Source organism: Streptomyces monomycini, from assembly GCF_022271435.1.
In the GTDB taxonomy this organism is placed as follows: domain Bacteria; phylum Actinomycetota; class Actinomycetes; order Streptomycetales; family Streptomycetaceae; genus Streptomyces; species Streptomyces monomycini.
Genome location: NZ_JAFIQY010000039.1, coordinates 38,290 through 59,511, shown reverse-complemented (window position 1 = coordinate 59,511; position 21,222 = coordinate 38,290). Strand labels below are relative to the sequence as shown.

The 21,222-nt window shown below is 72.3% G+C and carries 20 protein-coding genes; 12 read left to right on the top strand and 8 right to left on the bottom strand.

Going from position 1 to position 21,222, the window contains the following annotated elements:
- Window positions 1–130: 130 nt before the first annotated feature.
- The 3 genes from JXZ78_RS31935 to tyrS all read left to right on the top strand — a co-directional run bounded on the left by JXZ78_RS31935 (window position 131) and on the right by tyrS (window position 4,601).
- On the top strand, window positions 131–1,663 hold the full coding sequence (locus JXZ78_RS31935) for a TldD/PmbA family protein (protein ID WP_030021376.1): 1,533 nt from the start codon (window positions 131–133) through the stop codon (window positions 1,661–1,663).
- Window positions 1,664–1,671: 8 nt separating this feature from the next.
- Window positions 1,672–3,063: a metallopeptidase TldD-related protein gene (locus JXZ78_RS31930; RefSeq protein ID WP_030021375.1), complete on the top strand. Its 1,392-nt coding sequence runs from the start codon at window positions 1,672–1,674 to the stop codon at window positions 3,061–3,063.
- A 134-nt stretch (window positions 3,064–3,197) separates the two neighbouring features.
- Complete coding sequence (gene tyrS / locus JXZ78_RS31925) at window positions 3,198–4,601, top strand: tyrosine--tRNA ligase (protein WP_030021374.1); 1,404 nt, start codon at window positions 3,198–3,200, stop codon at window positions 4,599–4,601.
- A gap of 99 nt (window positions 4,602–4,700) precedes the next feature.
- On the opposite strand, the gene JXZ78_RS31920 is transcribed toward tyrS, so the two are convergent.
- Entirely contained in the window at window positions 4,701–4,979 is a 279-nt protein-coding gene (locus JXZ78_RS31920) for a GlsB/YeaQ/YmgE family stress response membrane protein (RefSeq protein WP_030021373.1), read from the bottom strand.
- Between the two features lie 218 nt (window positions 4,980–5,197).
- On the opposite strand from JXZ78_RS31920, the gene JXZ78_RS31915 reads away from it, so the two are divergent.
- Both JXZ78_RS31915 and JXZ78_RS31910 read left to right on the top strand, forming a co-directional pair.
- Complete coding sequence (locus JXZ78_RS31915; protein ID WP_030021372.1) at window positions 5,198–5,572, top strand: DUF3099 domain-containing protein; 375 nt, start codon at window positions 5,198–5,200, stop codon at window positions 5,570–5,572.
- A gap of 282 nt (window positions 5,573–5,854) precedes the next feature.
- A complete protein-coding gene (locus tag JXZ78_RS31910) occupies window positions 5,855–6,136 on the top strand; it encodes a hypothetical protein (RefSeq protein WP_050502647.1) in 282 nt (93 codons plus the stop codon).
- 129 nt (window positions 6,137–6,265) lie between these two features.
- Here the strand turns inward: JXZ78_RS31910 and moaA are convergent, their stop codons facing one another.
- The 3 genes from moaA to JXZ78_RS31895 form a co-directional block, all read right to left on the bottom strand.
- Window positions 6,266–7,255 (bottom strand): GTP 3',8-cyclase MoaA, encoded by a 990-nt coding sequence (gene moaA, locus JXZ78_RS31905; RefSeq protein ID WP_030021370.1) that lies wholly within the window; start codon window positions 7,253–7,255, stop codon window positions 6,266–6,268.
- Window positions 7,256–7,414: 159 nt separating this feature from the next.
- Window positions 7,415–9,100 (bottom strand): monocarboxylic acid transporter, encoded by a 1,686-nt coding sequence (locus JXZ78_RS31900; RefSeq protein ID WP_050502641.1) that lies wholly within the window; start codon window positions 9,098–9,100, stop codon window positions 7,415–7,417.
- Window positions 9,097–9,444, bottom strand: coding sequence for a DUF485 domain-containing protein (locus JXZ78_RS31895; protein ID WP_030021368.1), 348 nt, complete (start codon window positions 9,442–9,444; stop codon window positions 9,097–9,099). Before JXZ78_RS31895 ends, JXZ78_RS31900 begins: the two co-directional genes overlap by 4 nt.
- A 181-nt stretch (window positions 9,445–9,625) precedes the next feature.
- Between JXZ78_RS31895 and JXZ78_RS31890 the strand changes: the two genes are divergently transcribed.
- Window positions 9,626–9,832 carry a hypothetical protein gene (locus tag JXZ78_RS31890; protein ID WP_030021367.1) on the top strand — a complete coding sequence of 69 codons (207 nt, stop codon included), beginning with the start codon at window positions 9,626–9,628 and terminating at the stop codon, window positions 9,830–9,832.
- Between the two features lie 192 nt (window positions 9,833–10,024).
- Entirely contained in the window at window positions 10,025–11,545 is a 1,521-nt protein-coding gene (locus JXZ78_RS31885) for a S8 family peptidase (protein WP_030021366.1), read from the top strand.
- A gap of 78 nt (window positions 11,546–11,623) precedes the next feature.
- Here JXZ78_RS31885 and JXZ78_RS31880 read toward each other — a convergent pair whose 3' ends face one another.
- The 3 genes from JXZ78_RS31880 to JXZ78_RS31870 all read right to left on the bottom strand — a co-directional run bounded on the left by JXZ78_RS31880 (window position 11,624) and on the right by JXZ78_RS31870 (window position 14,929).
- Window positions 11,624–13,165, bottom strand: coding sequence for a TIGR03086 family metal-binding protein (locus tag JXZ78_RS31880; protein WP_238783505.1), 1,542 nt, complete (start codon window positions 13,163–13,165; stop codon window positions 11,624–11,626).
- Window positions 13,166–13,256: 91 nt separating this feature from the next.
- Window positions 13,257–13,964: a lysoplasmalogenase gene (locus tag JXZ78_RS31875; protein WP_033038328.1), complete on the bottom strand. Its 708-nt coding sequence runs from the start codon at window positions 13,962–13,964 to the stop codon at window positions 13,257–13,259.
- Window positions 13,961–14,929, bottom strand: a complete 969-nt coding sequence (locus JXZ78_RS31870) for a sterol desaturase family protein (protein ID WP_050502640.1) — start codon at window positions 14,927–14,929, stop codon at window positions 13,961–13,963. The genes JXZ78_RS31875 and JXZ78_RS31870 overlap by 4 nt, the downstream gene beginning before the upstream one ends.
- Window positions 14,930–15,298: 369 nt before the next feature.
- On the opposite strand from JXZ78_RS31870, the gene JXZ78_RS31865 reads away from it, so the two are divergent.
- The 5 genes from JXZ78_RS31865 to JXZ78_RS31845 all read left to right on the top strand — a co-directional run bounded on the left by JXZ78_RS31865 (window position 15,299) and on the right by JXZ78_RS31845 (window position 20,086).
- Window positions 15,299–16,330 (top strand): DEDDh family exonuclease, encoded by a 1,032-nt coding sequence (locus JXZ78_RS31865; protein WP_030021362.1) that lies wholly within the window; start codon window positions 15,299–15,301, stop codon window positions 16,328–16,330.
- A gap of 63 nt (window positions 16,331–16,393) precedes the next feature.
- Window positions 16,394–16,627: a metallothionein gene (locus tag JXZ78_RS31860; RefSeq protein WP_063726112.1), complete on the top strand. Its 234-nt coding sequence runs from the start codon at window positions 16,394–16,396 to the stop codon at window positions 16,625–16,627.
- A 50-nt stretch (window positions 16,628–16,677) separates the two neighbouring features.
- Entirely contained in the window at window positions 16,678–17,511 is an 834-nt protein-coding gene (locus JXZ78_RS31855; RefSeq protein ID WP_033038326.1) for an SURF1 family cytochrome oxidase biogenesis protein, read from the top strand.
- 29 nt (window positions 17,512–17,540) lie between these two features.
- On the top strand, window positions 17,541–19,325 hold the full coding sequence (locus JXZ78_RS31850) for a glycoside hydrolase family 15 protein (protein ID WP_030021359.1): 1,785 nt from the start codon (window positions 17,541–17,543) through the stop codon (window positions 19,323–19,325).
- A gap of 5 nt (window positions 19,326–19,330) precedes the next feature.
- A complete protein-coding gene (locus JXZ78_RS31845) occupies window positions 19,331–20,086 on the top strand; it encodes an SDR family oxidoreductase (protein WP_030021358.1) in 756 nt (251 codons plus the stop codon).
- A 96-nt stretch (window positions 20,087–20,182) separates the two neighbouring features.
- Here JXZ78_RS31845 and JXZ78_RS31840 read toward each other — a convergent pair whose 3' ends face one another.
- Window positions 20,183–21,193 (bottom strand): aldo/keto reductase, encoded by a 1,011-nt coding sequence (locus tag JXZ78_RS31840; protein WP_030021357.1) that lies wholly within the window; start codon window positions 21,191–21,193, stop codon window positions 20,183–20,185.
- Window positions 21,194–21,222 lie beyond the last annotated feature (29 nt).

Below are 21,222 nucleotides of genomic sequence, written 5' to 3'. Positions count from 1 at the left end.
AGCCCGGACAGGCGCGCACGCCGGTCACTGTCGGGTCCCTACAGAAGGCGCCGCGGCGGGGTCGCCCCGCGGGCTGGGCCGGGGGCCCCGCGCAGGGCATGATTCATGGCGCCGACCACGGGAGGACGCCTTGCCTGTCACACCTCGTTCGATCGACGAGACCTTCCTCGCGCTGCCGCTGCACGCGCTGGCCGACGCCGCGCTGGCGCGGGCCCGCGCGCTGGGCGCCGCCCACGCGGACTTCCGCCTGGAGCGGGTACGCAGCGCTTCCTGGCGGCTGCGGGACGCGCGGCCCTCGGAGGCCTCCGACACCACGGACCTGGGCTATGCGGTGCGCGTGGTGCACAACGGGGCCTGGGGGTTCGCGTCCGGCGTCGACCTGACGATGGATGCCGCCGCCCGGGTGGCCGGACAGGCCGTGGCGATGGCGAAACTCTCCGCCAAGGTGACCGAAGCGGCAGGCTCCACGGAACGGGTCGAGCTGGCGGACGAACCCGCCTACCCGGACCGCACCTGGATCTCCTCCTACGAGATCAACCCGTTCGACGTACCGGACGCGGACAAGACCGGCCTGCTGGCCGAGTGGAGCGCCCGGCTGCTGGCCGCGCCGGGCGTGGCGCACGCCGACGCCTCGCTGATGACCGTCCAGGAGAACAAGTTCTACGCGGACACCGCCGGCACCGGCACCACGCAGCAGCGCATCCGGCTGCACCCTCAGCTGACGGCGGTCGCGGTGGACCCGGCGACCGGCGAGTTCGACTCGATGCGCACCCTCGCCCCACCGGTGGGCCGCGGCTGGGAGTACCTGACCGGCGGCCACTACGACTGGCACGCCGAGCTGGACCGCATGCCGTCCCACCTGACCGAGAAACTGCACGCCCCCGGCGTCGAACCCGGCCGCTACGACCTGGTCGTCGACCCGTCCAACCTGTGGCTGACCATCCACGAGTCGATCGGCCACGCCACCGAGCTGGACCGCGCGCTGGGTTACGAAGCGGCGTACGCGGGCACCTCCTTCGCCACCTTCGACCAGCTCGGCACGCTGGCATACGGCTCCGAGGTGATGAACGTGACCGGCGACCGCACCGCCGAACACGGCCTGGCCACCATCGGCTACGACGACGAGGGCGTAGCGGCCCAGTCCTGGGACCTGATCAGAAACGGCACCCTCGTCGGCTACCAGCTCGACCGCCGCACCGCGAAACTCACCGGCTCCCCCCGCTCCAACGGCTGCGCGTTCGCCGACTCCCCCGCCCACGTCCCCGTCCAGCGGATGGCGAACGTCTCCCTGCGACCCGCCCCGAAGGGCCCGTCCACCCGGGACCTGATCTCCGGGGTGGAGCACGGCATTTACGTCGTCGGGGACCGGTCCTGGTCGATCGACATGCAGCGGTACAACTTCCAGTTCACCCAGCAGAGGGCCTACCTCATCCGGGACGGCCAGCTTTGCGGGCAGCTCCGGGATGTTGCCTATCAGGGAAGCACCCCGCAGTTCTGGGGCTCCATGGCTGCCATCGGAGGCCCGCAGACGTACGTCCTGGGAGGGGCTTTCAACTGCGGGAAGGCGCAGCCGGGGCAGATCGCGGCGGTGTCGCACGGGTGTCCGTCGGCGCTGTTCACCGGGGTCAGTATTTTGAACACGGCGCGGGAGGCGGGCCGATGAGGAGTCGTATGCCGCGGGCGAACGCGCCCCACGAGATCGTCGAGCGGGCCCTGGAGCTGTCCCGGGCCGACGGGTGTGTGGTCATCGCCGAGGAGCGGTCCAGCGCCCATCTGCGCTGGGCCGGTAACGCGCTGACCACCAACGGGGTCACCCGCGGGCGGTCGCTGACCGTCGTCGCCACCGTCGACGGCGGGCAGGGCACCGCGTCCGGCGTGGTGTCGCGGGCCGCGGTGACCGCCGCCGATCTGGAGCCGCTGGTGCGGGAGGCGGAGGCGGCCGCCCGGGCGGCCGGGCCGGCCGAGGATGCCGCGCCGCCGGTATCCGGTGCGGCGCCGGCGCCGGACTTCACCGAGGCCCCCGCCGAGACCTCCTCCGCGGTCTTCGACACCTTCGCGCCAGCGCTGGGCGAGGCGTTCAAGCGGGCCGGGGAGGGGGACCGGGAGCTGTACGGGTTTGCGTTCCACGAGGTCGTGTCGTCGTATCTCGGGTCGTCCACGGGGCTGCGGCTGCGGCACGACCAGCCCACCGGGACGCTGGAGCTGAACGCCAAGTCCCCGGACCGCACCCGGTCCGCCTGGGCGGGCCGGTCGACGCGTGACTTCCGTGACGCGGACCCGCTGGCCATGGACGCGGAGCTGGCCACCCGGCTCGGCTGGGCGGCGCGGCGCGTCGAGCTGCCGGCCGGGCGGTACGAGACCCTGCTGCCGCCGTCCGCCGTCGCCGACCTGCTCGTCTACCAGCAGTGGTCGGCGACCGGCCGGGACGCGGCGGAGGGCCGTTCGGTCTTCTCGCGGCCCGGGGGCAGCACCCTCGTCGGGTCGAGGCTCGCGGAGCTGCCGCTGACGCTGCGCAGCGATCCGGGCGCCCCTGGCCTGGAGTGCGCCCCCTTCGTCCTGGCCCACTCCTCCGGCGACGACGCCTCCGTCTTCGACAACGGGCTGCCCCTGGAGCCGACCGACTGGGTCCGCGACGGCGAGCTGCGGCGGCTGGTGACCACCCGGCACAGCGCCGGGCTGACCGGGCTGCCGGTGGCGCCCGGCATCGACAACCTGATCCTGGAGGGCGGCGGCAGCCGGTCGCTGGCGGAGATGGTGGCGGGCACCGAACGGGGTCTGCTGCTGACCTGCCTCTGGTACATCCGCGAGGTGGATCCGGCGACGCTGCTGCTCACCGGCCTGACCCGGGACGGTGTCTACCTGGTCGAGAACGGCGAGGTGACCGGCGAGGTGAACAACTTCCGCTTCAACGAGTCGCCGGTGGACCTGCTGGGACGGGCGGTGGAGGCGGGCCGTACGGAGCGCACGCTGCCCCGGGAGTGGAGCGACTACTTCACCCGCGCGGCGATGCCGGCCCTGCGCGTCCCGGACTTCAACATGAGTTCGGTCAGTCCGGGGGTGTGAGGCCGGTGGGGCCCGTGGCCGGCCGGGCGGACGCCCGGCGGTTCCGGCCGCGGGCTCCACCGGGGCCGGCCTGCGGCTCTAATAGACTCTCCCTCTGTCCTCCCGTACGGGAACACCGACCGATCAGGAACGCCATGACACGCCTCGGCGAATCCGTCGCCCGCGCCAGCTCGCTGCTCTCCGCAGACCTCTCCGCCGACGCCACCGTCGCGGAGCTGCTCAAGGAGACGGGCGAGCGGCGCTATCTCGACCTGACGGACCTGCCCGCCAAGGAGCAGGCCGAGCTGATCGCCTCCCGTACCGTCGAGGTGCTGCCGGGCGTGGACCGGCTCGCCGAGCGGATCGAGGAGCGCCGCGCCGCCGGCAAGGGTCTGCACATCAAGCTGGGCATCGACCCGACCGCCACCGACGTGCACCTCGGGCACGCGGTGCCGCTGATCATCCTGAGCCGGTTCCAGCGGCTCGGGCACGATGTGACGCTGATCATCGGTGACTTCACCGCCAAGATCGGCGACCCGTCGGGCCGTACCGCCGAGCGCCCGCCGCTGACCGACGAGGACATCGCCGCCAACCTGGCCAGCTACCGCGACCAGGTCCGGCCGTTCTTCGACTTCGAGAAGGTCAGCTTCCGGCAGAACAGCGAGTGGCTGGCGCCGTACACCTTCCCCGAGCTGCTCGGTCTGCTCGCCCAGGTGCCGGTCTCGCAGCTGCTCCAGCGTGAGGACTTCCGCAACCGCCTGGCGGCCGGGTCCGGGCTGACGATGACGGAGCTGCTCTACCCGGTCGCGCAGGGCCTGGACTCGGTGGCGCTGGAGTGCGATGTGGAGCTGGGCGGCGCCGACCAGCTGCTCAACCTCCAGATGGGCCGCAAGCTCATGGAGCTGCGCGGCCAGCGGCCGCAGCTGGTCGTCACGATGCCGCTGATCGAGGGCACCGACGGCACCGGCGCCAAGATGTCCAAGTCCAAGGGCAACTACGTCGGGCTGAGCGCACCCGCCGACGACGTCTTCGGCAAGATCATGTCGGTGCCGGACCGGCTGATGGAGCCGTACCTGAAGGCGTGGACGGAGTGGACGGACGGGGAGATCGCCGTCGCGCTGGGCCGGGTGGCGGACAAGACGCTGCACCCGATGGACCTGAAGAAGGTTCTGGCGGGCGAGGTCGTGGCGGCGCTGTACGGCCTGGAGGCGGCGATGGCCGCGCGCGCCGGGTTCGTGGCGCAGTTCTCCAAGAAGTCCTTCGCCGACGTCGGCGCCCTGCCGGCGGTGGACGTCGCCGAGCACGGCGCGGAGACGGTGGCCGCGGTCCTGACCAAGGTCCTGGAGTTCGCGCCGAGCGCCTCGGCGGCCCGCCGGCTGGCCAAGCAGAACGCGCTGCGCCTGGTCGTGGAGGCCCCGGAGGGCCAGCAGACGGTGACGCTCGCCGAGGCCGAGGTGATCCGGCCGCTGGGCGAGGTCCTGGCCGAGCGGCTCGGCGGTCTCTCCGGCGCGGCCTACCTGAAGGCCGGCCGCAAGCTGGCACAGCTCGAAGGACGGTAGTCGTACGGGCCGGGGCGCGCGGACGAACGTTCCGCCCCCGGGTACGGCGACGGCCGGTGCGCACGCGGTGCGCACCGGCCGTTCCGCGTTCGGGGCCGGTCAGGTCGTTTCTCTCCCGTGGCCGCGGATGGCCGTCCAGAGCCGGTCGCCGATGGCGACGATCACCACCGCTCCGACCAGTTGCAGCAGGTGCCGCGTCCAGTCGACGCCCTTGGTGTCGTTCACCCCGATGCCGGTGGCCAGCCAGTTGCCCAGGACGCTGCCGAGCATGCCGAAGACCACGGTCAGCCACAGCGGGATCTGCTGCTTGCCCGGGAGGATCGCCTTGGCGATCAGGCCCAGGACCAGGCCGACGATGATTGCCCACAACCAGGTCATGTCGCCTCCTAATGCGGCGCGCGCACGTGAGCGTGCCCAGCCAGTTTCGCCCCGGACCGGCTACGCCGCACGCCGGAGCGGACCGTACGCGGCTCGGCGGGGCGGACCCGGCCCCGGCGTATCGCGCCCCGGTCTCGAAGGCGGCGCAGACGCGGCGTAACGTGGGAGCGGTGCGGAACCGGGGAGAATCCGGCACGACAAGCAGGTGGTGGAACGTGATGCGGAAGCAGACCGGCGCCCAGTCCTTCCGGATCACGGGAGCACGGCAGGGGCTGACCGAGGATGTGCGCGGCCGGCAGCGGCGCTATGTGATCTCGATGTCGCTGCGGACGGTGGCCGTCGTACTCACCGCCGTGCTCTGGAACATCGAGCGTCACGTGGCCATCGCCACACTGGCGCTGGGCATCCTGCTGCCGTACGTCGCGGTCGTCATCGCCAACGCGGGGCGGGAGAACGTACGTTCACTGCCGTCCACCTTCATACCGGCTCCCACCCGGCCGATGCTGGGCCCCGGGGGCACCGCCGGTCCGGCGGAACCGGTCCCGGAAGCGGCCGGGCCGGAAGCGGACGGGCCGCGGCGGGAGCCGAGTTGAGCCGGGCGTGATCCGCAAAGCTCAAGAAAAGCTCAGATCAATCATGCGGTTCCGGTGCACCGAGCCCACTCCCGCGTGACATACTGCGTACGCGCTCCGCATCCCCCGTCGGAGCGACGGACCGACGCCGGGCGGCTCCCCCCGTGGCTGCCCGGCGTCGCCATGTCCGCTCCGGCGGCGACGTAGGGCGACGTATGGCGACGTAGGGTTGAGGCCGTGAACTCCCCTGACGCCCCGAATTCCGGCTCCTCCGGCGATGCCGCACCACCGCACTTCCCGGGTCTGCCGGGCTTTCCCGGTCTCCCCGGTACGGCCGGCGGAGCGCCGCAAGCCGCGGCGGACACCCCGGTCTGCTCGGCCAAGGGCTGCCGCGCCGACGCGGTGTGGGTGCTGGCCTGGAACAACCCGAAGCTGCACACGCCGGAGCGCCGCAAGACCTGGCTCGCCTGCGAGGAGCACCGCGAGCATCTGTCCAACTTCCTCGGTCTGCGCGGTTTCCTGAAGGACGTCGTGACGCTGGAGGAATGGGAGAAGGGCGCCGCCGGGCGCCCGGCCGACGGCTGAGGAGTCCGGCTGACGGCCGAGGAACCCGCTGTCTGCCCCCTGGCCTGCGGCCGGCCGCCGTCATTGGTCCGGCCTCTGGCGGCCGGTGCCCCGGCCGCGCCGAGGGGAGCGGCCGCGGTGCGGCCGCGGTCAGCCTCCGATCGCCGACATCGGGCGCGCGGGCTGGAGGAACGACGGGTCGTCCAGACCCGACCCGGCCTTCTTGCCCCACATCGCCTGCTTCCATATGCGCGCGATCTCCGCGTCCGGGGCGTCGGAGCGCAGGGCCGAGCGCAGGTCCGTCTCCTCGGTGGCGAACAGGCACGTACGGACCTGGCCGTCGGCGGTCAGCCGCGTACGGTCGCAGGCGCGGCAGAACGGGCGGGTGACGGAGGCGATGACGCCGACGCGGTGCGGGCCGCCGTCCACGGTCCAGCGCTCGGCGGGCGCCGAACCGCGCTCCTCCTGGCCCTCGGGGGTCAGGGTGAAGCGGGTGCGCAGCGAGGCGAGGATGTCACCGGCGGTGATCATGCCCTCGCGCTTCCAGCCGTGCTGGGCGTCGAGCGGCATCTGCTCGATGAAGCGCAGTTCGTAGTCGTGGGCGATCGCCCAGGCCAGCAGGTCGGGCGCCTCGTCGTCGTTGAAGCCCGGCATCAGGACGCTGTTGACCTTGACCGGGGTGAGGCCGGCGGCGCGGGCCGCCTCCAGGCCGCGCAGCACGTCCTCGTGGCGCTTGCGGCGGGTCAGGGCGCGGAAGACGTCCGGGCGCAGCGTGTCGAGGGAGACGTTGACGCGGTCCAGTCCGGCGGCGCGCAGGGCGGTGGCCGTGCGCTCCAGGCCGATGCCGTTGGTGGTCAGCGACATCCGGGGGCGGTTCTCCAGGGCGGCGACGCGCTCCACGATGCCGACGAGCCCGGGGCGCAGCAGCGGCTCGCCGCCGGTGAAGCGGACCTCTTCGACGCCCAGGTCGGTGACGGCGATGCGGATCAGGCGGACGATCTCGTCGTCGGTGAGCAGGTCGGGCTTGGCGAGCCACTGCAGGCCCTCTTCCGGCATGCAGTACGTGCAGCGCAGATTGCACCGGTCGGTCAGCGAGACGCGCAGGTCGGTGGCCACGCGCCCGAATGTGTCGATGAGCACTGAAGCCCCCAGCCCGAGTCCGATCAGTTCGCTTTCGAGCCTACGCGATGGGTCTGACAGCGAGCACGGGTGAGATGTCACGAGGCGGGCGGGGCGACGTCGTAGGGATCTACGACGTCGCCCCGCCCGCCGTCGGTACGGACGTACGGAGCGCCGCGGTCAGTGCGCCCCGGTGCCGGTCAGGGAGCGGACCTCCAGTTCGGCGTACTTCTTCACGTCCGGCTCCTCCTTGGACAGCAGCGAGCCCAGCCAGCCCAGCAGGAAGCCCAGCGGGATGGAGATCAGGCCCGGGTTCTCCAGGGGGAAGAAGTGGAAGTCCGCGCCGGGGAACATCGAGGTCGGCTTGCCGGAGACGACCGGCGAGAAGAGCACCAGCAGCACGGAGGAGGCCAGGCCGCCGTAGATGGACCACAGCGCGCCCTGGGTGGTGAACCGTTTCCAGAACAGGCTGTAGAGGATCGTCGGCAGGTTGGCGGAGGCCGCGACGGCGAAGGCGAGGGCCACCAGGCCGGCGACGTTCAGGCCGCGGGCGAAGACGCCGAGGACGATGGCGACGGCACCGATGCCGACGGTCGCCCAGCGGGCCGCCCGCACCTCCTCCTTCTCGGTGGCCTGTCCCTTGCGGATGACGTTGACGTAGAGGTCGTGCGCGAAGGACGAGGACGAGGCCAGGGTGAGTCCGGCGACGACGGCGAGGATGGTCGCGAAGGCCACCGCGGAGATCACCGCGAGCAGGATCGCGCCCCCGGTGGAGTCGGCGCCGCCGCCGATCTCCTGGGCGAGCAGCGGGGCGGCCGTGTTGCCCGCCTTGTTGGACGCCATGATCGTCTCGGGCTTGATCAGGGCGGCGGCGCCGAAGCCCAGCGCGATGGTCATCAGGTAGAAGACGCCGATGATGCCGATCGCCCAGTTCACGGACTTCCGGGCGGCCTTGGCGGTGGGCACGGTGTAGAAGCGGATGAGGATGTGCGGCAGGCCGGCCGTGCCCAGGACCAGCGCGATGCCCAGCGAGATGAAGTCGATCTTCGAGGTGGCGGTCACGCCGTACTTCAGGCCGGGCTCCAGGAAGGCGGCGCCCTTGCCGCTCTCCTCGGCGGCCTTGCCCAGCAGCGTGGAGATGTTGAAGTTGAACTTGAGCATCACCAGGAACGTGATGAGCAGGGTGCCCGCGATCAGCAGGACGGCCTTGACCATCTGGACCCAGGTGGTCCCCTTCATGCCGCCGATGGACACGTAGAGGATCATCACGATGCCGACCAGGACGACGACCAGGATCTTGCCGGCCTCGCTGGTGATGCCGAGCAGCAGCGTCACCAGGGCGCCCGCGCCCGCCATCTGGGCGAGCAGGTAGAAGATCGAGACGACGATGGTGGAGACGCCGGCGGCGGTCCGCACCGGGCGCTGGCGCATCCGGTACGCGAGCACGTCGCCCATGGTGAACCGGCCGGAGTTGCGCAGCGGTTCGGCCACCAGCAGCAGCGCCACCAGCCAGGCGACGAGGAAGCCGATGGAGTACAGGAATCCGTCGTAACCGAAGAGGGCGATGGCCCCGGCGATGCCGAGGAAGGACGCGGCGGACATGTAGTCGCCGGAGATCGCCAGGCCGTTCTGGAAGCCGCTGAACTGGCGGCCGCCCGCGTAGAAGTCCTCGGCGCCCTTGGTCTGCCGCCCGGCCCAGACGGTGATGCCCAGCGTCGCGGCGACGAAGACCGCGAACAGCGTGATGATCAGCGTCCGGTGCTCGCCCGCGCCGCCCGCGGCGAGCTGGGCGGCGCCGTCGGCGAGCCGTCCCGTACCGGTGGTGATCCGTCCCGTACCGATGACGATCAGCTCGGCCGCGCTCATGCGTCACCCTCCACACGGGACTTGATCGCCTCGGCCTTGGGGTCCAGCTTCGCGGCGGCGTGCCGGGCGTACCACCAGGCGATGAGGAAGGTGGTCACGAACTGCGCGATGCCGAGCACGAAGGCGACGTTGACGTTGCCGAAGACCTTGGTGCCCATGAAGCCGCCCGCGTAGCTGGAGAGCAGCACGTACAGCAGGTACCAGAGGATGAAGGCGACGGTGAGCGGAAAGGCGAACGAACGGTACGAACGACGCAGTTCGCCGAACTCCTGGCTCGCCTGGACCTCGGCGAAGTCCGGCGGCCGGTGCGGCCCCGGGCCGGTGGGCGGTGGTGCGGTGCTCACGGAATCTCCTGGTGGCGTAGGGCGGACGGCGGAGCCCGGCGATAAAGGGTGCGTAAGTGATCCGGATCACGCATCGTAGAGGGGCGGCATCCGAAGTGACAGTGGTTGGTTGGTTGAATTCCGCAGGAAGCACGGGTGCCGGCCGCCACCGCGGCCGGGCCCGTTCGTCGGGCGGAGTGTGATGTCCACACCGCACACCGAGCCCCCGGGGCCGGGCCGCCGCCCGTACGGAACCGTGCGGCTGCCCGCTCCCGTCGCCGCCGCCGCGGTCCCGCGGCGGCCCGTACGGACGGCACCGGGCCGCCGGTACGGCCGCCGGCCGGTGCTGCCGCCGCTGAGCCTGGCGGCGCTGCGGCGCGCTTCCCGGGGCCACGTGACCCGTCCGTGACACCAGGGTCTGACGGGACATCAATCCGCGGCTTGTGACAGGTTTTCTCCCTGATCCATTGATGTTCCGTGGTCGACACGGATAACTTCACGGGGACTTGCCGCACGCAGGGGCCATTCCCCCGGACGGCGGTATGCACCTGCCCGTACGCAATCGGCGTTCGGGCGGTCTTACGGATGATGTGGAGTACCCATGGCGCATCCCCGATCCAGACGGGTGCGGGCGCTTGCCGTGCCGCTCGGTCTGGCTCTGACGGCATCCCTCGGCTTCCTGCCGGCCGCGGCCACCGCCGCGTCCCAGGACGCGGCCCCGGCCGCCGCCACCGCTGCCGGACCGCAGCTCTCGTACGTCGTGAACGCCACGCCGGGCCACGCCTCGGTCGGCAAGGTCACGAAGGCGATCAAGGCGGCCGGCGGCAAGGTGGTCGTCGCCCACGAGAAGATAGGCGTGATCGTCGTCCACTCGGCGAACCCGCTCTTCGCGGCCACCATACGCAAGGCGCCGGGCGTACAGTCCGCCGGCGCCACCCGTACGTCCCCGCTGAAGGCGTCCGCCACCACGGACGTCGGCAAGCCCCAGAAGGTCGAGCGCCTGACCGCCGACAAGGCGGCCAAGGCGGCCCGCGTGGCCAACGCCGCGGGCGACGACAAGGAGCCGCTGGAGCCGCTCCAGTGGGACATCCCCGCGATCAAGGCCGACAAGGCCGCGAAGATCGACGAGGGCAGCAAGAAGGTCACCGTCGCGGTCATCGACACCGGTGTGGACGACACCCACCCGGACCTGAAGGCCAACTTCGCCCCCAAGCAGTCCGCGAACTGCGTGGGCGGCGTGGCGGACACCTCCCCCGGCGCCTGGCGTCCGTACGACCCGGCCGAGGACTACCACGGCACACACGTCGCGGGCACCATCGCCGCCGCCCGTAACGGCGTGGGCGTGGCCGGTGTGGCGCCGGGCGTGAAGCTCTCCGCCATCAAGGTCAGCGAGCCGCAGACGAGCCTGTTCTACGCCGAGAGCGTGGTGTGCGCCTTCGTCTTCGCGGCCGACCACGGCGCCAAGGTGACGAACAACAGCTACTACGTCGACCCGTGGATGTTCAACTGCAAGGACGACCTGGACCAGGGCGCCATCGTGGACGCCGTCGGCCGGGCCGCCAAGTACGCCGAGAACAAGGGCGTGGTGAACGTCGCCGCGGCGGGCAACTCCAACCTGGACCTGGCGGCGGCGAAGCTGACCGACACCTCCAGCCCGAACGACTCCACGCCGGCCTCGCGGACGATCGACCCGAAGAAGTGCTGGGACGTCCCGAGCCAGCTGCCGGGCACCATCTCGGTGGCCTCGACGGGCGTGAAGGGCCTGAAGTCGTACTTCTCGAACTACGGCAACGGCGTGATCGACGTGGCGGCGCCGGGCGGCGACTCCCGCCAGGTTCCGGAGCTGCCCGCCAAGCACGGCGGCATCCTGTCGACCATGCCCGGCGGTGACTACGGCTACCTCCAGGGCACCTCGATGGCCAGCCCGCACGTGGCCGGCGTCGTGGCGCTGCTGAAGAGCACTCACCCCAAGTCCAGCCCGCAGGAGATCCAGTGGCTCCTGAAGATGCAGGCTGACAACCCGGGCTGCCCGACCGCCGACAAGACGTGCACCGGTACGCAGCACGTCAACGGCCACTACGGCTACGGCATCGTGGACGCGCTGGACGCGGTCCAGGACTGACGCGGCCGACGGACCGGTGAACGGTCCCGAGGCACGGGGCCGGGCGGCACTCCGCCCGGCCCCACCCCTGTTTCCCCTTCACCTGCCCAGGTAGGCGGCCAGCCGGTCCGCTCCGCCCGCTCCACCGGGCGCGGGCCGCTCCGGGGCGAACGATCCGCCCTCCGTACGCGGCGCCGCCCCGTAGATGCCGCGGGCCGCCGCCAGCACCTCGTCGGCGACCTCCGGCGCCAGGCCGGTCGGCGCGCCGAGCGCGCGGGCCAGGTCCCAGCCGTGCGCGAGGAGTTCGACCGCTGCCTGCTGCGCGAAGAGCGCGCCGGGCGCCTCGTAGGGGCCGTACGTACGCTCCGGCATCCCGCTGCCGGTGAAGGCGGCGCGCAGCCCGGCCACCGATTCCCGGAAGGCCGCGGCGTGGTCGGCGTCCTGGTCGGTGCGCGGCGCGTCCCGGGCAATCGCGGTGATCATGAGGTTTTCCCACGTCATGTGGTCGATGAGCTGCCGTACGGTCCATCCGTCGCACGGTGTGGGCCGCTCCAGCGCTTCCCTCGGTACGGCGTCGACCAGCGCGGTGACGTGTTCGGCCACCCGCTCGTACACGTACAGCGCGCGCTGCGCGTCCGGTGCGGGCGGCAGGACAAGGCCGGGACCGGGCTCGGGATGGGCACGCAGCGCGGCGGCCGTCCAGGCGCCCGCCGGGCCCCAACGCGGTGGCTGTGGGCGGCCGGTGGCGGTGCACATCAGCTGCCAGTACCGCTCGATGTGCGGCTCGGCGGCGGCTTCCAGTTGCTCCAGCAGTGCGCGGCGCGCGCGGGCGTCGTCCCGCTCGGGCGGGCCTGCCGTGCCGGCGCTGCCGGCCTGGGTCGGCAGCCAGGCGGCGACCAGCTCGGCCACGACGGGCTCCGCCGCCGGTGAGTCGGCGGCGAGACCGGCGGCGAGGGCCGCCTCGCCGCGCTCGCGCATCAGGCGGGCGACGCGCGCCGCGTCCGCGACGGCCGTCGCGGACGGTACGGCGGGGCTGGTGCGGCCGCTGTACTCGGCCAGCCGCCGCAGCGCGGCCCGCACCTCGGGACGCTGGACGTGTCCGGCCAGGTCGATCCAGGCGCCGAGCTGTTCGGGCGCCGGGTCCTCGGGCAGGTCGGGGGCGGCGGCCAGCAGGCCGGCGCGGTAGGCGGGGGCGTCCACACCGTCGAGGGCGTCCGTGACGAACTCCTCGATGATACGGCGCCGTTCGGCGGCGGTCAGGCGGGCCAGTCGGTGCACGTCCGGCAGCTCCTCGGCAGCGGTCCCCCGCGCGGCCACCGCCAGCAGTACGGCGCGCCGCAGCCGCAGCATGCGGATCTGCGCGTCCAGCGCGTCCGCCCAGTGCCGGGCGGTGTCGGCGACGGTGCGCCGGCTGTGCAGGACGGCGCGGATCTCCGCGGTGCCGATGCCGAGTTCGCGCAGGGTGCGCACGGTCTCCAGGCGGGCGGGCGCGTCGGGGCCGTACAGCCGGTAGCCCGCGGGGGTACGGGCGGCGGGCGGCAGCAGGCCCTCGTCGGACCAGCGCCGGACCGTCTTCACCGTGACTCCGGTGAGCCGGGCCAGCGCGCCGATCGTCAGCAGGCCGCCGTCGTCCTCGTTCATGCCGTCCACTGTCGGGGCTCCCCCGGCGGGAGACTCAAGTCCGCAGCCGTCGTCGCAGGTCAGGCCGGTGGCCTACGACGGCCGGACCGGCTCAGGCAGGGGTACTGCGTACCTCACCGTACGCCCGTGCGGCCTCCGCGTCCCCGGCCCGCTCCCCTGCCGTGTACGTCCGCCGTACGCCGTCGGCCAGCGCGTACTGAGCCGCCGCGTAGGTCAGCATCACCCAGAACTGGGCGGCGGGCGGTTGCTGCCAATGGGCCAGACCGGTGGCGAGCAGCGCGTCGGAGAGCAGGAAGAGCAGCCCGCCGAGCGCGGCCCGCGGCCCGAGCCGCAGGGCGCTGAACGCCGTCGCGGTGAGCAGCAGGCTGTACGCGGCGACCGGCAGCCGCAGGTCCGCCGCCAGGTCCGGCCACAGCAGGGCGACGAAGCCCAGCCAGAGGGCGGTGTAGCAGGCGGCGAGCGGTCCGGAGAGCCGGAGCCCGCCCGGGAAGGCGCCGCGCCGGGCGAGGAGGACCAGGTAGCAGACGTGTCCGGCGGCGAAGGAGCCCATGCCGACGAGGAACAGCGCGTCGTCGCCGGTCTGGAGGAGGATGTCGCCGCCGCAGCCGAAGAGCAGCGCGACGGCGAGCAGCCGGGGCGCTCCGGCGGCCAGCACGTACCCGGCCAGGACCGGCATCAGGGCCGGTTTGGTCAGATGGACGACGGTGGTGGTCCCGGCGAGCAGCGCGCCGAGGTGGACGGCGGTCAGCACGGCGAAGGCGCCGAGCAGGACCCGCGCGGTGCGCGCGGCGGTCGTCACGCGACGGGCTCCTTCGTGGCGCCGGTGGAGTTGGCGGATTTGGCGGGTTTGGCGGATGCGACGGGTTTGGAGCCCTCGGGCGCCCCGCCCTTCCCGGGCGCCCCGCTCCTCTCTGGTGCCTTGTTGTCCACGAACCCCGCCGGCTGCCACCCCGGCCCCCGGAACACCCGTCCTGCCCGTTCGCTCCAGCTGCCCGCCGCCCGGACGTCGCGCGCGATGGCCGCGTACTCGTGAGTGGCGACGCGCAGCGGGTTGAAGGTGTGGATGTTCTTGGTGAGGCCGTACACGGGGCGTTCCGTCTCCGGGACGAACGAGCCGAACATCCGGTCCCAGATGATGAGGATGCCGCCGAAGTTGCGGTCCAGGTAGCCGCCCTGCGAAGCGTGGTGCACCCGGTGGTGCGAGGGCGTGTTCAGGACGTACTCGAAAGGCCGGGGCAGCTTGCCGACGCGCTCGGTGTGCACCCAGAACTGGTAGACGAGGTTGGCGCCCGAGCAGAACGCGACCGCGGCCGGGTGCACGCCGAGCGCGATCATCGGCAGGTAGAACGGCCAGACCGTCCAGGTCGTCCAGGGCTGGCGCAGGGCGGTGGTGAAGTTGAACTTCTCGCTGGAGTGGTGCACGACGTGGCACGCCCACAGGACGCGGATGACGTGGTGCCCGCGGTGCGACCAGTAGTAGAAGAAGTCCTGGGCGAGCAGCATCAGCGGCAGCGTCCACCACAGGACGGGCACACGCAGCGGCGTCAGTGTGTAGACGGCCGAGTAGACGGCGACGATCGGGATCTTCCACAGCGCGTCGAAGACCAGGCTGCCCAGCCCCATGCCGACGCTGGTCGCCGCGTCCTTGGCCTCGTACCCGGCGGCGTCCTCGTCGGGATGGAGGCGGTAGCTCACCATCTCCACCACGGTGAGGACGACGAAAGCGGGCACGGACCACAGCACGACATCGGGCAGGTGCGGCATGTCGGCACCATAAAGGCGCCGACGGGGCCCCCGCTAGGGGTTGTTACCGAGAAGTATGTAAGAAGGAGTGTCAGGGAGGGGGAATGGTCAGGCCCGTACCCCTCTACCACCCCGAACCGGACCTTTACGACGTAACGCCACAGGAGGGGTGCGACGTAGCGCCACAGAAGGGGAGCAGCCGGCAGCACCGCACGGAGGACCACCCGCCACCGTGTCGCCGCGTCCCCCGATCGGGGCCCAACCGGTGGCCGCGCGCGCGGCGTTCGCGCACGTCCGCGCCTGCCCGCACCGTCACGGGCGGCGCCGGAGCGCCGGACGGTACGGGGAGGGCGGTGGCGCTGTCAGTGGGGGCCCGTATCCTCAGTGACCATGCTCGAAGACCGTATGGCAGCAGCCCGCCCGATCACCCCGGCGATCGGGCAGCAGCCGTCCCCTCCGGAGGCGGCCGCCTCCTGGCCGGCCGCGTATCCGAAGGGGTACGCGGTCGTCGACGTGGAGACCACCGGCCTGGCCCGCGACGACCGGATAGTCTCCGCCGCCGTGTACCGCCTCGACATCCACGGCGAGGTCGAGGACCACTGGTACACCCTGGTGAACCCGGAGCGGGACCCGGGCCCGGTGTGGATCCACGGTCTGACGAGCGACATGCTCTCCGCCGCGCCGCTCTTCCCGGAGATCGTCCCCGAGCTGTCGAAGCGGCTGGAGGGGCGCGTCCTGGTCGCCCACAACGCGATGTTCGACTGGTCGATGATCGCCCGCGAGTACGCCCGTGCCGAGACCGAGGCGCCCGTACGGCAGCGGCTGTGCACCATCGCGCTCTCCAAGGAGCTGCGGCTGCCGCTGCCCAACCACAAGCTGGAGTCCCTCGCCGCGCACTACGGCGTCACCCAGCAGCACGCCCACCACGCGCTCGACGACGCCCGGGTGCTGGCGGAGGCGTTCCGGCCCAGTCTGCGGCTGGCCGCCCAGGCCAACCTGCGCCTGCCGCTGCTGGCCTGCCAGCCGCTCACCGAGTGGGCGGACGGCCCGGCGGCGCCCCGGCAGCGGCCGGCCGCGGCCGCCTACCGGCCCACCAGCTGGCGCCCGTCGCGCAAGCGGCCCGCCTGCCCGTACCCGAACCCGGGGCGGTACGAGCCGGGTGCCCGGCTGGTGCAGGGGATGCGGGTGGCGTTCTCCGGCGACACCTCCGTCGACCGCGAACTGCTGGAGGACCGCGCGATCGAGGCCGGACTGCACGTGGCCACCAGTGTTTCGCGGCTGACCAGCCTGCTGGTCACCAACGACCCGGAAGCCCGCACTTCCAAGACCGCCAAGGCCGCCTCCTTCGGCACGCCGGTGATCGACGAGGCGGCCTTCATGCAGCTCCTCCAGGACGTGGCCCCGGCGCCTGCGTCCGGGTGAAGCCCCACAACACGCCTGCCGCAGGCTCGCCCCGCCACCCGCCGCACCCGCACGCTGTGGCGCATGGCACGTTGTGAGGTCTGCGGAAACGAGTACGGCATGACGTTCGAGGTGCACGCACAGGGCGCGGTGCACGTCTTCGACTGCTTCTCCTGCGCCATCCACCGCATGGCGCCGATCTGCGAGCACTGCCGGTGCCAGATCATCGGCCAGGGCGTGGAGGCCGCCGGGCGCTGGTTCTGCGGCGCCCACTGCGCCCGCGCCGAGGGGCAGGCGGGCATCGTCGACCGGGTCTGAGGCGGACCCCGGCGGCGGGGTGCCGGATGCCCCGGTCGTACCCTCGTGGGGTGTACCGCTTCCTGTTGTCCCGGCAGTGGGTGATCCTCACCCTCGTGGGCCTCGTCCTGATCCCCGTCATGATCAAGCTGGGGTTCTGGCAGTACCACCGCCATGAGCACCGGGTCGCGCAGAACCAGCTCATCGCGGACAACCTGCACGCCGCCCCGGTGCCGGTCACCGACCTGACCGCCCCCGGCCGGACGCTGCCCCGCGACGACATGTGGCGCCGGGTCACCGCCTCCGGCACGTACGACACCCGGCACGAGGTCGTGGTCCGCCAGCGCACCGCCGCCGACGAGAAGACCATCGGCTACTACGTGCTGACGCCGCTCGTCCTGGACCAGGGTCCGCGCAAGGGCGCCACCGTCCTGGTCAACCGCGGCTGGATCGCCGCGGGCAACGACCTCACCCGCTTCCCCGACGTGCCCGCCGCGCCCAAGGGCAGGGTCACCGTCACGGGCCGGATGATGGCGGACGAGACCACCGAAGGCAGCGGCATCAAGGACAAGCGCGGCCTGCCCGACCGCCAGGTCATGCTCATCAACAGCGAGCGGCAGGCCGAGGCCCTGCACCGGCCGGTCCTCGGCGGCTACATCGAGCAGACCGCGCCGGAGCCGCCCGGCGGCACGCCCGAGCTGGTGCCCGAGCCGGACCACGACAGCATCGGCCCGCACATGGCCTACGCGGTGCAGTGGTGGCTGTTCGCCGCGGCCGTGCCCGTCGGCTGGTTCGTCCTGGTCCGCCGGGAGCGCAAGGACCGGCTCGCCGCCGCGGAGGGCGACGGCACCGCCGAATCCGCCCCTGCCGAGCCCTTGAGCCGTACAGTCGCCAGCACGGAGTAGCCGCCGGTCGCCGACGGAAGGGACGCCGCGTGCACGCACCCATCGAGGACCACGCGCTCATCGGCGACCTGCAGACCGCCGCCCTGGTCGGCCGGAACGGCTCCGTCGACTGGCTGTGCCTGCCGCGCTTCGACTCCGCCGCCTGCTTCGCGGCGCTCCTCGGCGACCAGGAGAACGGGCACTGGCTGCTCGCCCCCGCCGACCCCGACGCCCGGCCCGAACGCTCCTACCGCGGCGACTCCCTCGTCCTGGACACCGTCTGGCACACCCCCACCGGCTCGGTGAAGGTCACCGACTTCATGCCGCAGCGCGACCGCGCGCCCGACCTCGTACGCATCGTGGAGGGCCTGGAGGGTGACGTCCCCATGCAGGGGGTGCTGCGGCTGCGCTTCGACTACGGGCTGGTCGTGCCCTGGGTGCGGCACGTCGGCCGGTGCCGGGTGGCGGTGGCCGGGCCGGACTCCGCGTGGCTGCGTACCGAGCCGGAGGTCAAGACGTACGGGCAGGGGCTCAGCACCCGCTCGGACTTCGGCGTCGCGGCCGGCGAGCGGGTGGCGTTCGTCCTCACCTGGCACCCCTCGCACGAGCCGCGCCCCGCCGAGATCGACCCGTACGAGGCGCTGGAGCACACCCTGGAGGACTGGCGGGCGTGGGCGGCGCACTGCCGTTATGACGGTCCGTACCGGGCCGAGGTGCTGCGCTCCCTGATCACGCTCAAGGCCCTGACTTTCGCGCCCACCGGCGGCATCGTCGCGGCCCCCACCACCTCGCTGCCCGAGGAACTGGGCGGCGTACGCAACTGGGACTACCGCTTCTGCTGGCTGCGCGACGCCACCTTGACCCTCAACTCGCTGGTCACCGCCGGATACACCGACGAGGCGTCGGCCTGGCGGGACTGGCTGCTGCGCGCGGTGGCCGGCAACCCGGCCGACCTCCAGATCATGTACGGCCTGGGCGGCGAGCGGCGGCTCCCGGAGGCCGAGCTGCCCTGGCTCGGCGGCTACGCCGGCTCCACCCCCGTACGCATCGGCAACGCCGCCGTCGAACAGCGGCAGCTCGACGTGTACGGCGGCGTGCTGGACTCCTTCCACATCGCGCGCGTCGCCGGACTGCCGTCCAAGCCGCACGCCTGGAACATCCAGCGCTCGCTGCTGGACTTCCTGGAGTCCCACTGGCACGAGCCGGACGAGGGGCTGTGGGAGGTCCGCGGGCCCCGCCGGCACTTCGTGCACTCCAAGATCATGGCGTGGGTCGCCGCCGACCGCGCCATCAAGGCCGTCGAGTCCGACCCGGAGCTGGAGGGGGACGTCGCCCGCTGGCGCGCGATGCGCGACGAGGTGCACCGCGAGGTGTGCGAGAAGGGGTACGACGCCGAGCGCAACACCTTCACCCAGTCCTACGGCTCAGATCTGCTGGACGCCGCGACGCTGCTGATCCCGCGCCTCGGCTTCCTGCCCGCCGACGACCCGCGGGTCGTCGGCACGGTCGACGCGGTCCGCGCGGAGCTGGCGCACGGCGGCCTGATACGGCGCTACAGCACCGACGCCACCACCGTGGACGGACTCCCGGGCGACGAGGGCACCTTCCTGGTCTGCTCGTTCTGGCTGGCCGAGGCCCTGCACCTGACCGGACGGCGGAAGGAGGCCCGGGAGCTGTTCGACCGGCTGCTGCGGCTGCCCAACGACCTGGGACTGCTGGCCGAGGAGTACGACCCGGTCGCCGGGCGCCAGCTGGGCAACTTCCCCCAGGCGTTCAGCCACATCGGCCTCATCAGCACCGCCTTCACCATGTTCGGGTGCGACGGGGCAGACTGACCCCCATGGATCTAGGACTCACCGACCGGACCTACATCGTCACCGGCGCCACCCGCGGCCTCGGCTTCGCCACCGCGCGGGAACTGGTCGCCGACGGCGCGAACGTCGTCCTCAGCGGCCGCAGCGCGGACAGCGCCCAGGCCGCCGCGGCCTCGCTCGGCGACCGCGCGCACGGTGTCGCCGCCGACAACGCCGACCCGGACGCCGCCGCGCGCCTGGTCGACACCGCCCGCGAGCGCTTCGGCCGCCTCGACGGCATCCTCGTCAGCGTCGGCGGCCCGCCCCCGGGCACGCCCACCGGCACCACCGACGACCAGTGGCAGGCGGCGTTCGAGTCGGTCTTCCTCGGCGCGGTACGGCTCGCCCGCACGGCGTCCGCCGCACTCGGCGACGGCGGCGCGATCGGCTTCGTCCTGTCCGGCTCGGTCCACGAGCCCATCGACGGCCTGGCCGTCTCCAACGGCCTGCGCCCCGGCCTCGCGGGCTACGCCAAGGCCCTCGCCGACGAACTGGGCCCGCGCGGCATCCGCGTCTTCGGCGTCCTGCCGGGCCGTATCGCCACGGACCGGATGACCCAGCTGGACGCGCTGTCCGCAGACCCGGAGGAGTCCCGCGCCCGCAACAGCGCCTCCATCCCCCTGCGCCGCTACGGCGAACCGGAGGAATTCGGCCGGACGGCCGCGTTCCTGCTGTCGCCCGCGGCGTCGTACGTCACCGGGGTGATGGTGCCGGTGGACGGGGGGAAGCGGCGGGGGTTCTGAGGGCGGGGCTCGGACTGAGCACCGTTCTCATCGTGGACGTCCGCTGCTCAGGGCCGGGAAGGGCGAGGCCGAGGACTCGTCGAAGGCCCGCCCGGACTACCGGGAGCCCGCCACAGGCTGCGGCTTGTAGAAGGACTCCTCCAGGTAGGCGGCCTCGTGCGGCTGGTAGGGCTCCTCCAGGTAGGCGGCCTCGTCCTCGTCGAGTTCGACGTCCACCGCGGCGACCGCGTCGGCCAGCTGGGCCGGCTTGGTGACCCCGACGACGGGCGAGGTCACCACCGGGTGGCGCATGACCCAGGCCAGGGCGACCTGGGCCGGGGACAGACCGCGCTCGCCCGCGATCTCGTGGACGCGCTCGGCCACTGCCTGGTCCTCGTCGCGGTAGAGGATCTTGCCGCCCTCGTCGGTCCCGGCACGCGCCGTGGCGGTGTCCCGGGCCCGCGTCAGCCTGCCCCGCGCCAGCGGGCTCCACGGGATCACGCCGATGCCCTGGTCGGCGCAGAGCGGGAGCATCTCCCGCTCCGCTTCTCGGTGGATGAGGTTGTAGTGGTCCTGCATGGACACGAACCGGGTCCAGCCGTTCAGGTCGGCCAGGTACAGGGCCTTGGCGAACTGCCAGGCGTACATGGAAGAGGCTCCGATGTAGCGGACCTTCCCGGACTTGACCACGTCGTGCAGCGCTTCGAGGGTTTCCTCGATCGGGGTGTCGTAGTCCCAGCGGTGGATCTGGTACAGGTCGATGTAGTCGGTCCCCAGCCGCTTCAGGGAGGCGTCGAGCTCGGCGAAGATCGCCTTGCGGGACAGCCCGGCACCGTTCGGGCCGGGGCGCATCCGCATCCAGACCTTGGTGGAGAGAACGACCTCCTCGCGCCGGGTGAAGTCCCTGACCGCCTGGCCGATGATCTCCTCGCTGCTTCCGGCGCTGTACCCGTTGGCCGTGTCGAGGAAGTTGACGCCGCCCTCCAGGGCCTGCTTGATGATCTCCCGGCTGGCGTCCGCACCCAGCGACCAGGGTTCGCCGCCCCGGTCCGGCTCACCGAAGCTCATGCAGCCGAGGGCGATGGCGGAGACTTCCAGCCCGGTTGTTCCGAGTTTGCTGTATCGCATGCTGCCGAACCTAGGAGTTGGAGCGCACT

Coding starts and splice junctions, on each gene's coding strand:
- JXZ78_RS31930 (WP_030021375.1), top strand. CDS start 1,672: ATGCCGCGGGCGAACGCGCCCCACGAGATCGTCGAGCGGGCCCTGGAG.
- tyrS (WP_030021374.1), top strand. CDS start 3,198: ATGACACGCCTCGGCGAATCCGTCGCCCGCGCCAGCTCGCTGCTCTCC.
- JXZ78_RS31920 (WP_030021373.1), bottom strand. CDS start 4,979: ATGACCTGGTTGTGGGCAATCATCGTCGGCCTGGTCCTGGGCCTGATC.
- JXZ78_RS31915 (WP_030021372.1), top strand. CDS start 5,198: ATGCGGAAGCAGACCGGCGCCCAGTCCTTCCGGATCACGGGAGCACGG.
- JXZ78_RS31900 (WP_050502641.1), bottom strand. CDS start 9,100: ATGAGCGCGGCCGAGCTGATCGTCATCGGTACGGGACGGATCACCACC.
- JXZ78_RS31890 (WP_030021367.1), top strand. CDS start 9,626: ATGTCCACACCGCACACCGAGCCCCCGGGGCCGGGCCGCCGCCCGTAC.
- JXZ78_RS31885 (WP_030021366.1), top strand. CDS start 10,025: ATGGCGCATCCCCGATCCAGACGGGTGCGGGCGCTTGCCGTGCCGCTC.
- JXZ78_RS31880 (WP_238783505.1), bottom strand. CDS start 13,165: ATGAACGAGGACGACGGCGGCCTGCTGACGATCGGCGCGCTGGCCCGG.
- JXZ78_RS31870 (WP_050502640.1), bottom strand. CDS start 14,929: ATGCCGCACCTGCCCGATGTCGTGCTGTGGTCCGTGCCCGCTTTCGTC.
- JXZ78_RS31865 (WP_030021362.1), top strand. CDS start 15,299: ATGCTCGAAGACCGTATGGCAGCAGCCCGCCCGATCACCCCGGCGATC.
- JXZ78_RS31860 (WP_063726112.1), top strand. CDS start 16,394: ATGGCACGTTGTGAGGTCTGCGGAAACGAGTACGGCATGACGTTCGAG.
- JXZ78_RS31845 (WP_030021358.1), top strand. CDS start 19,331: ATGGATCTAGGACTCACCGACCGGACCTACATCGTCACCGGCGCCACC.
- JXZ78_RS31840 (WP_030021357.1), bottom strand. CDS start 21,193: ATGCGATACAGCAAACTCGGAACAACCGGGCTGGAAGTCTCCGCCATC.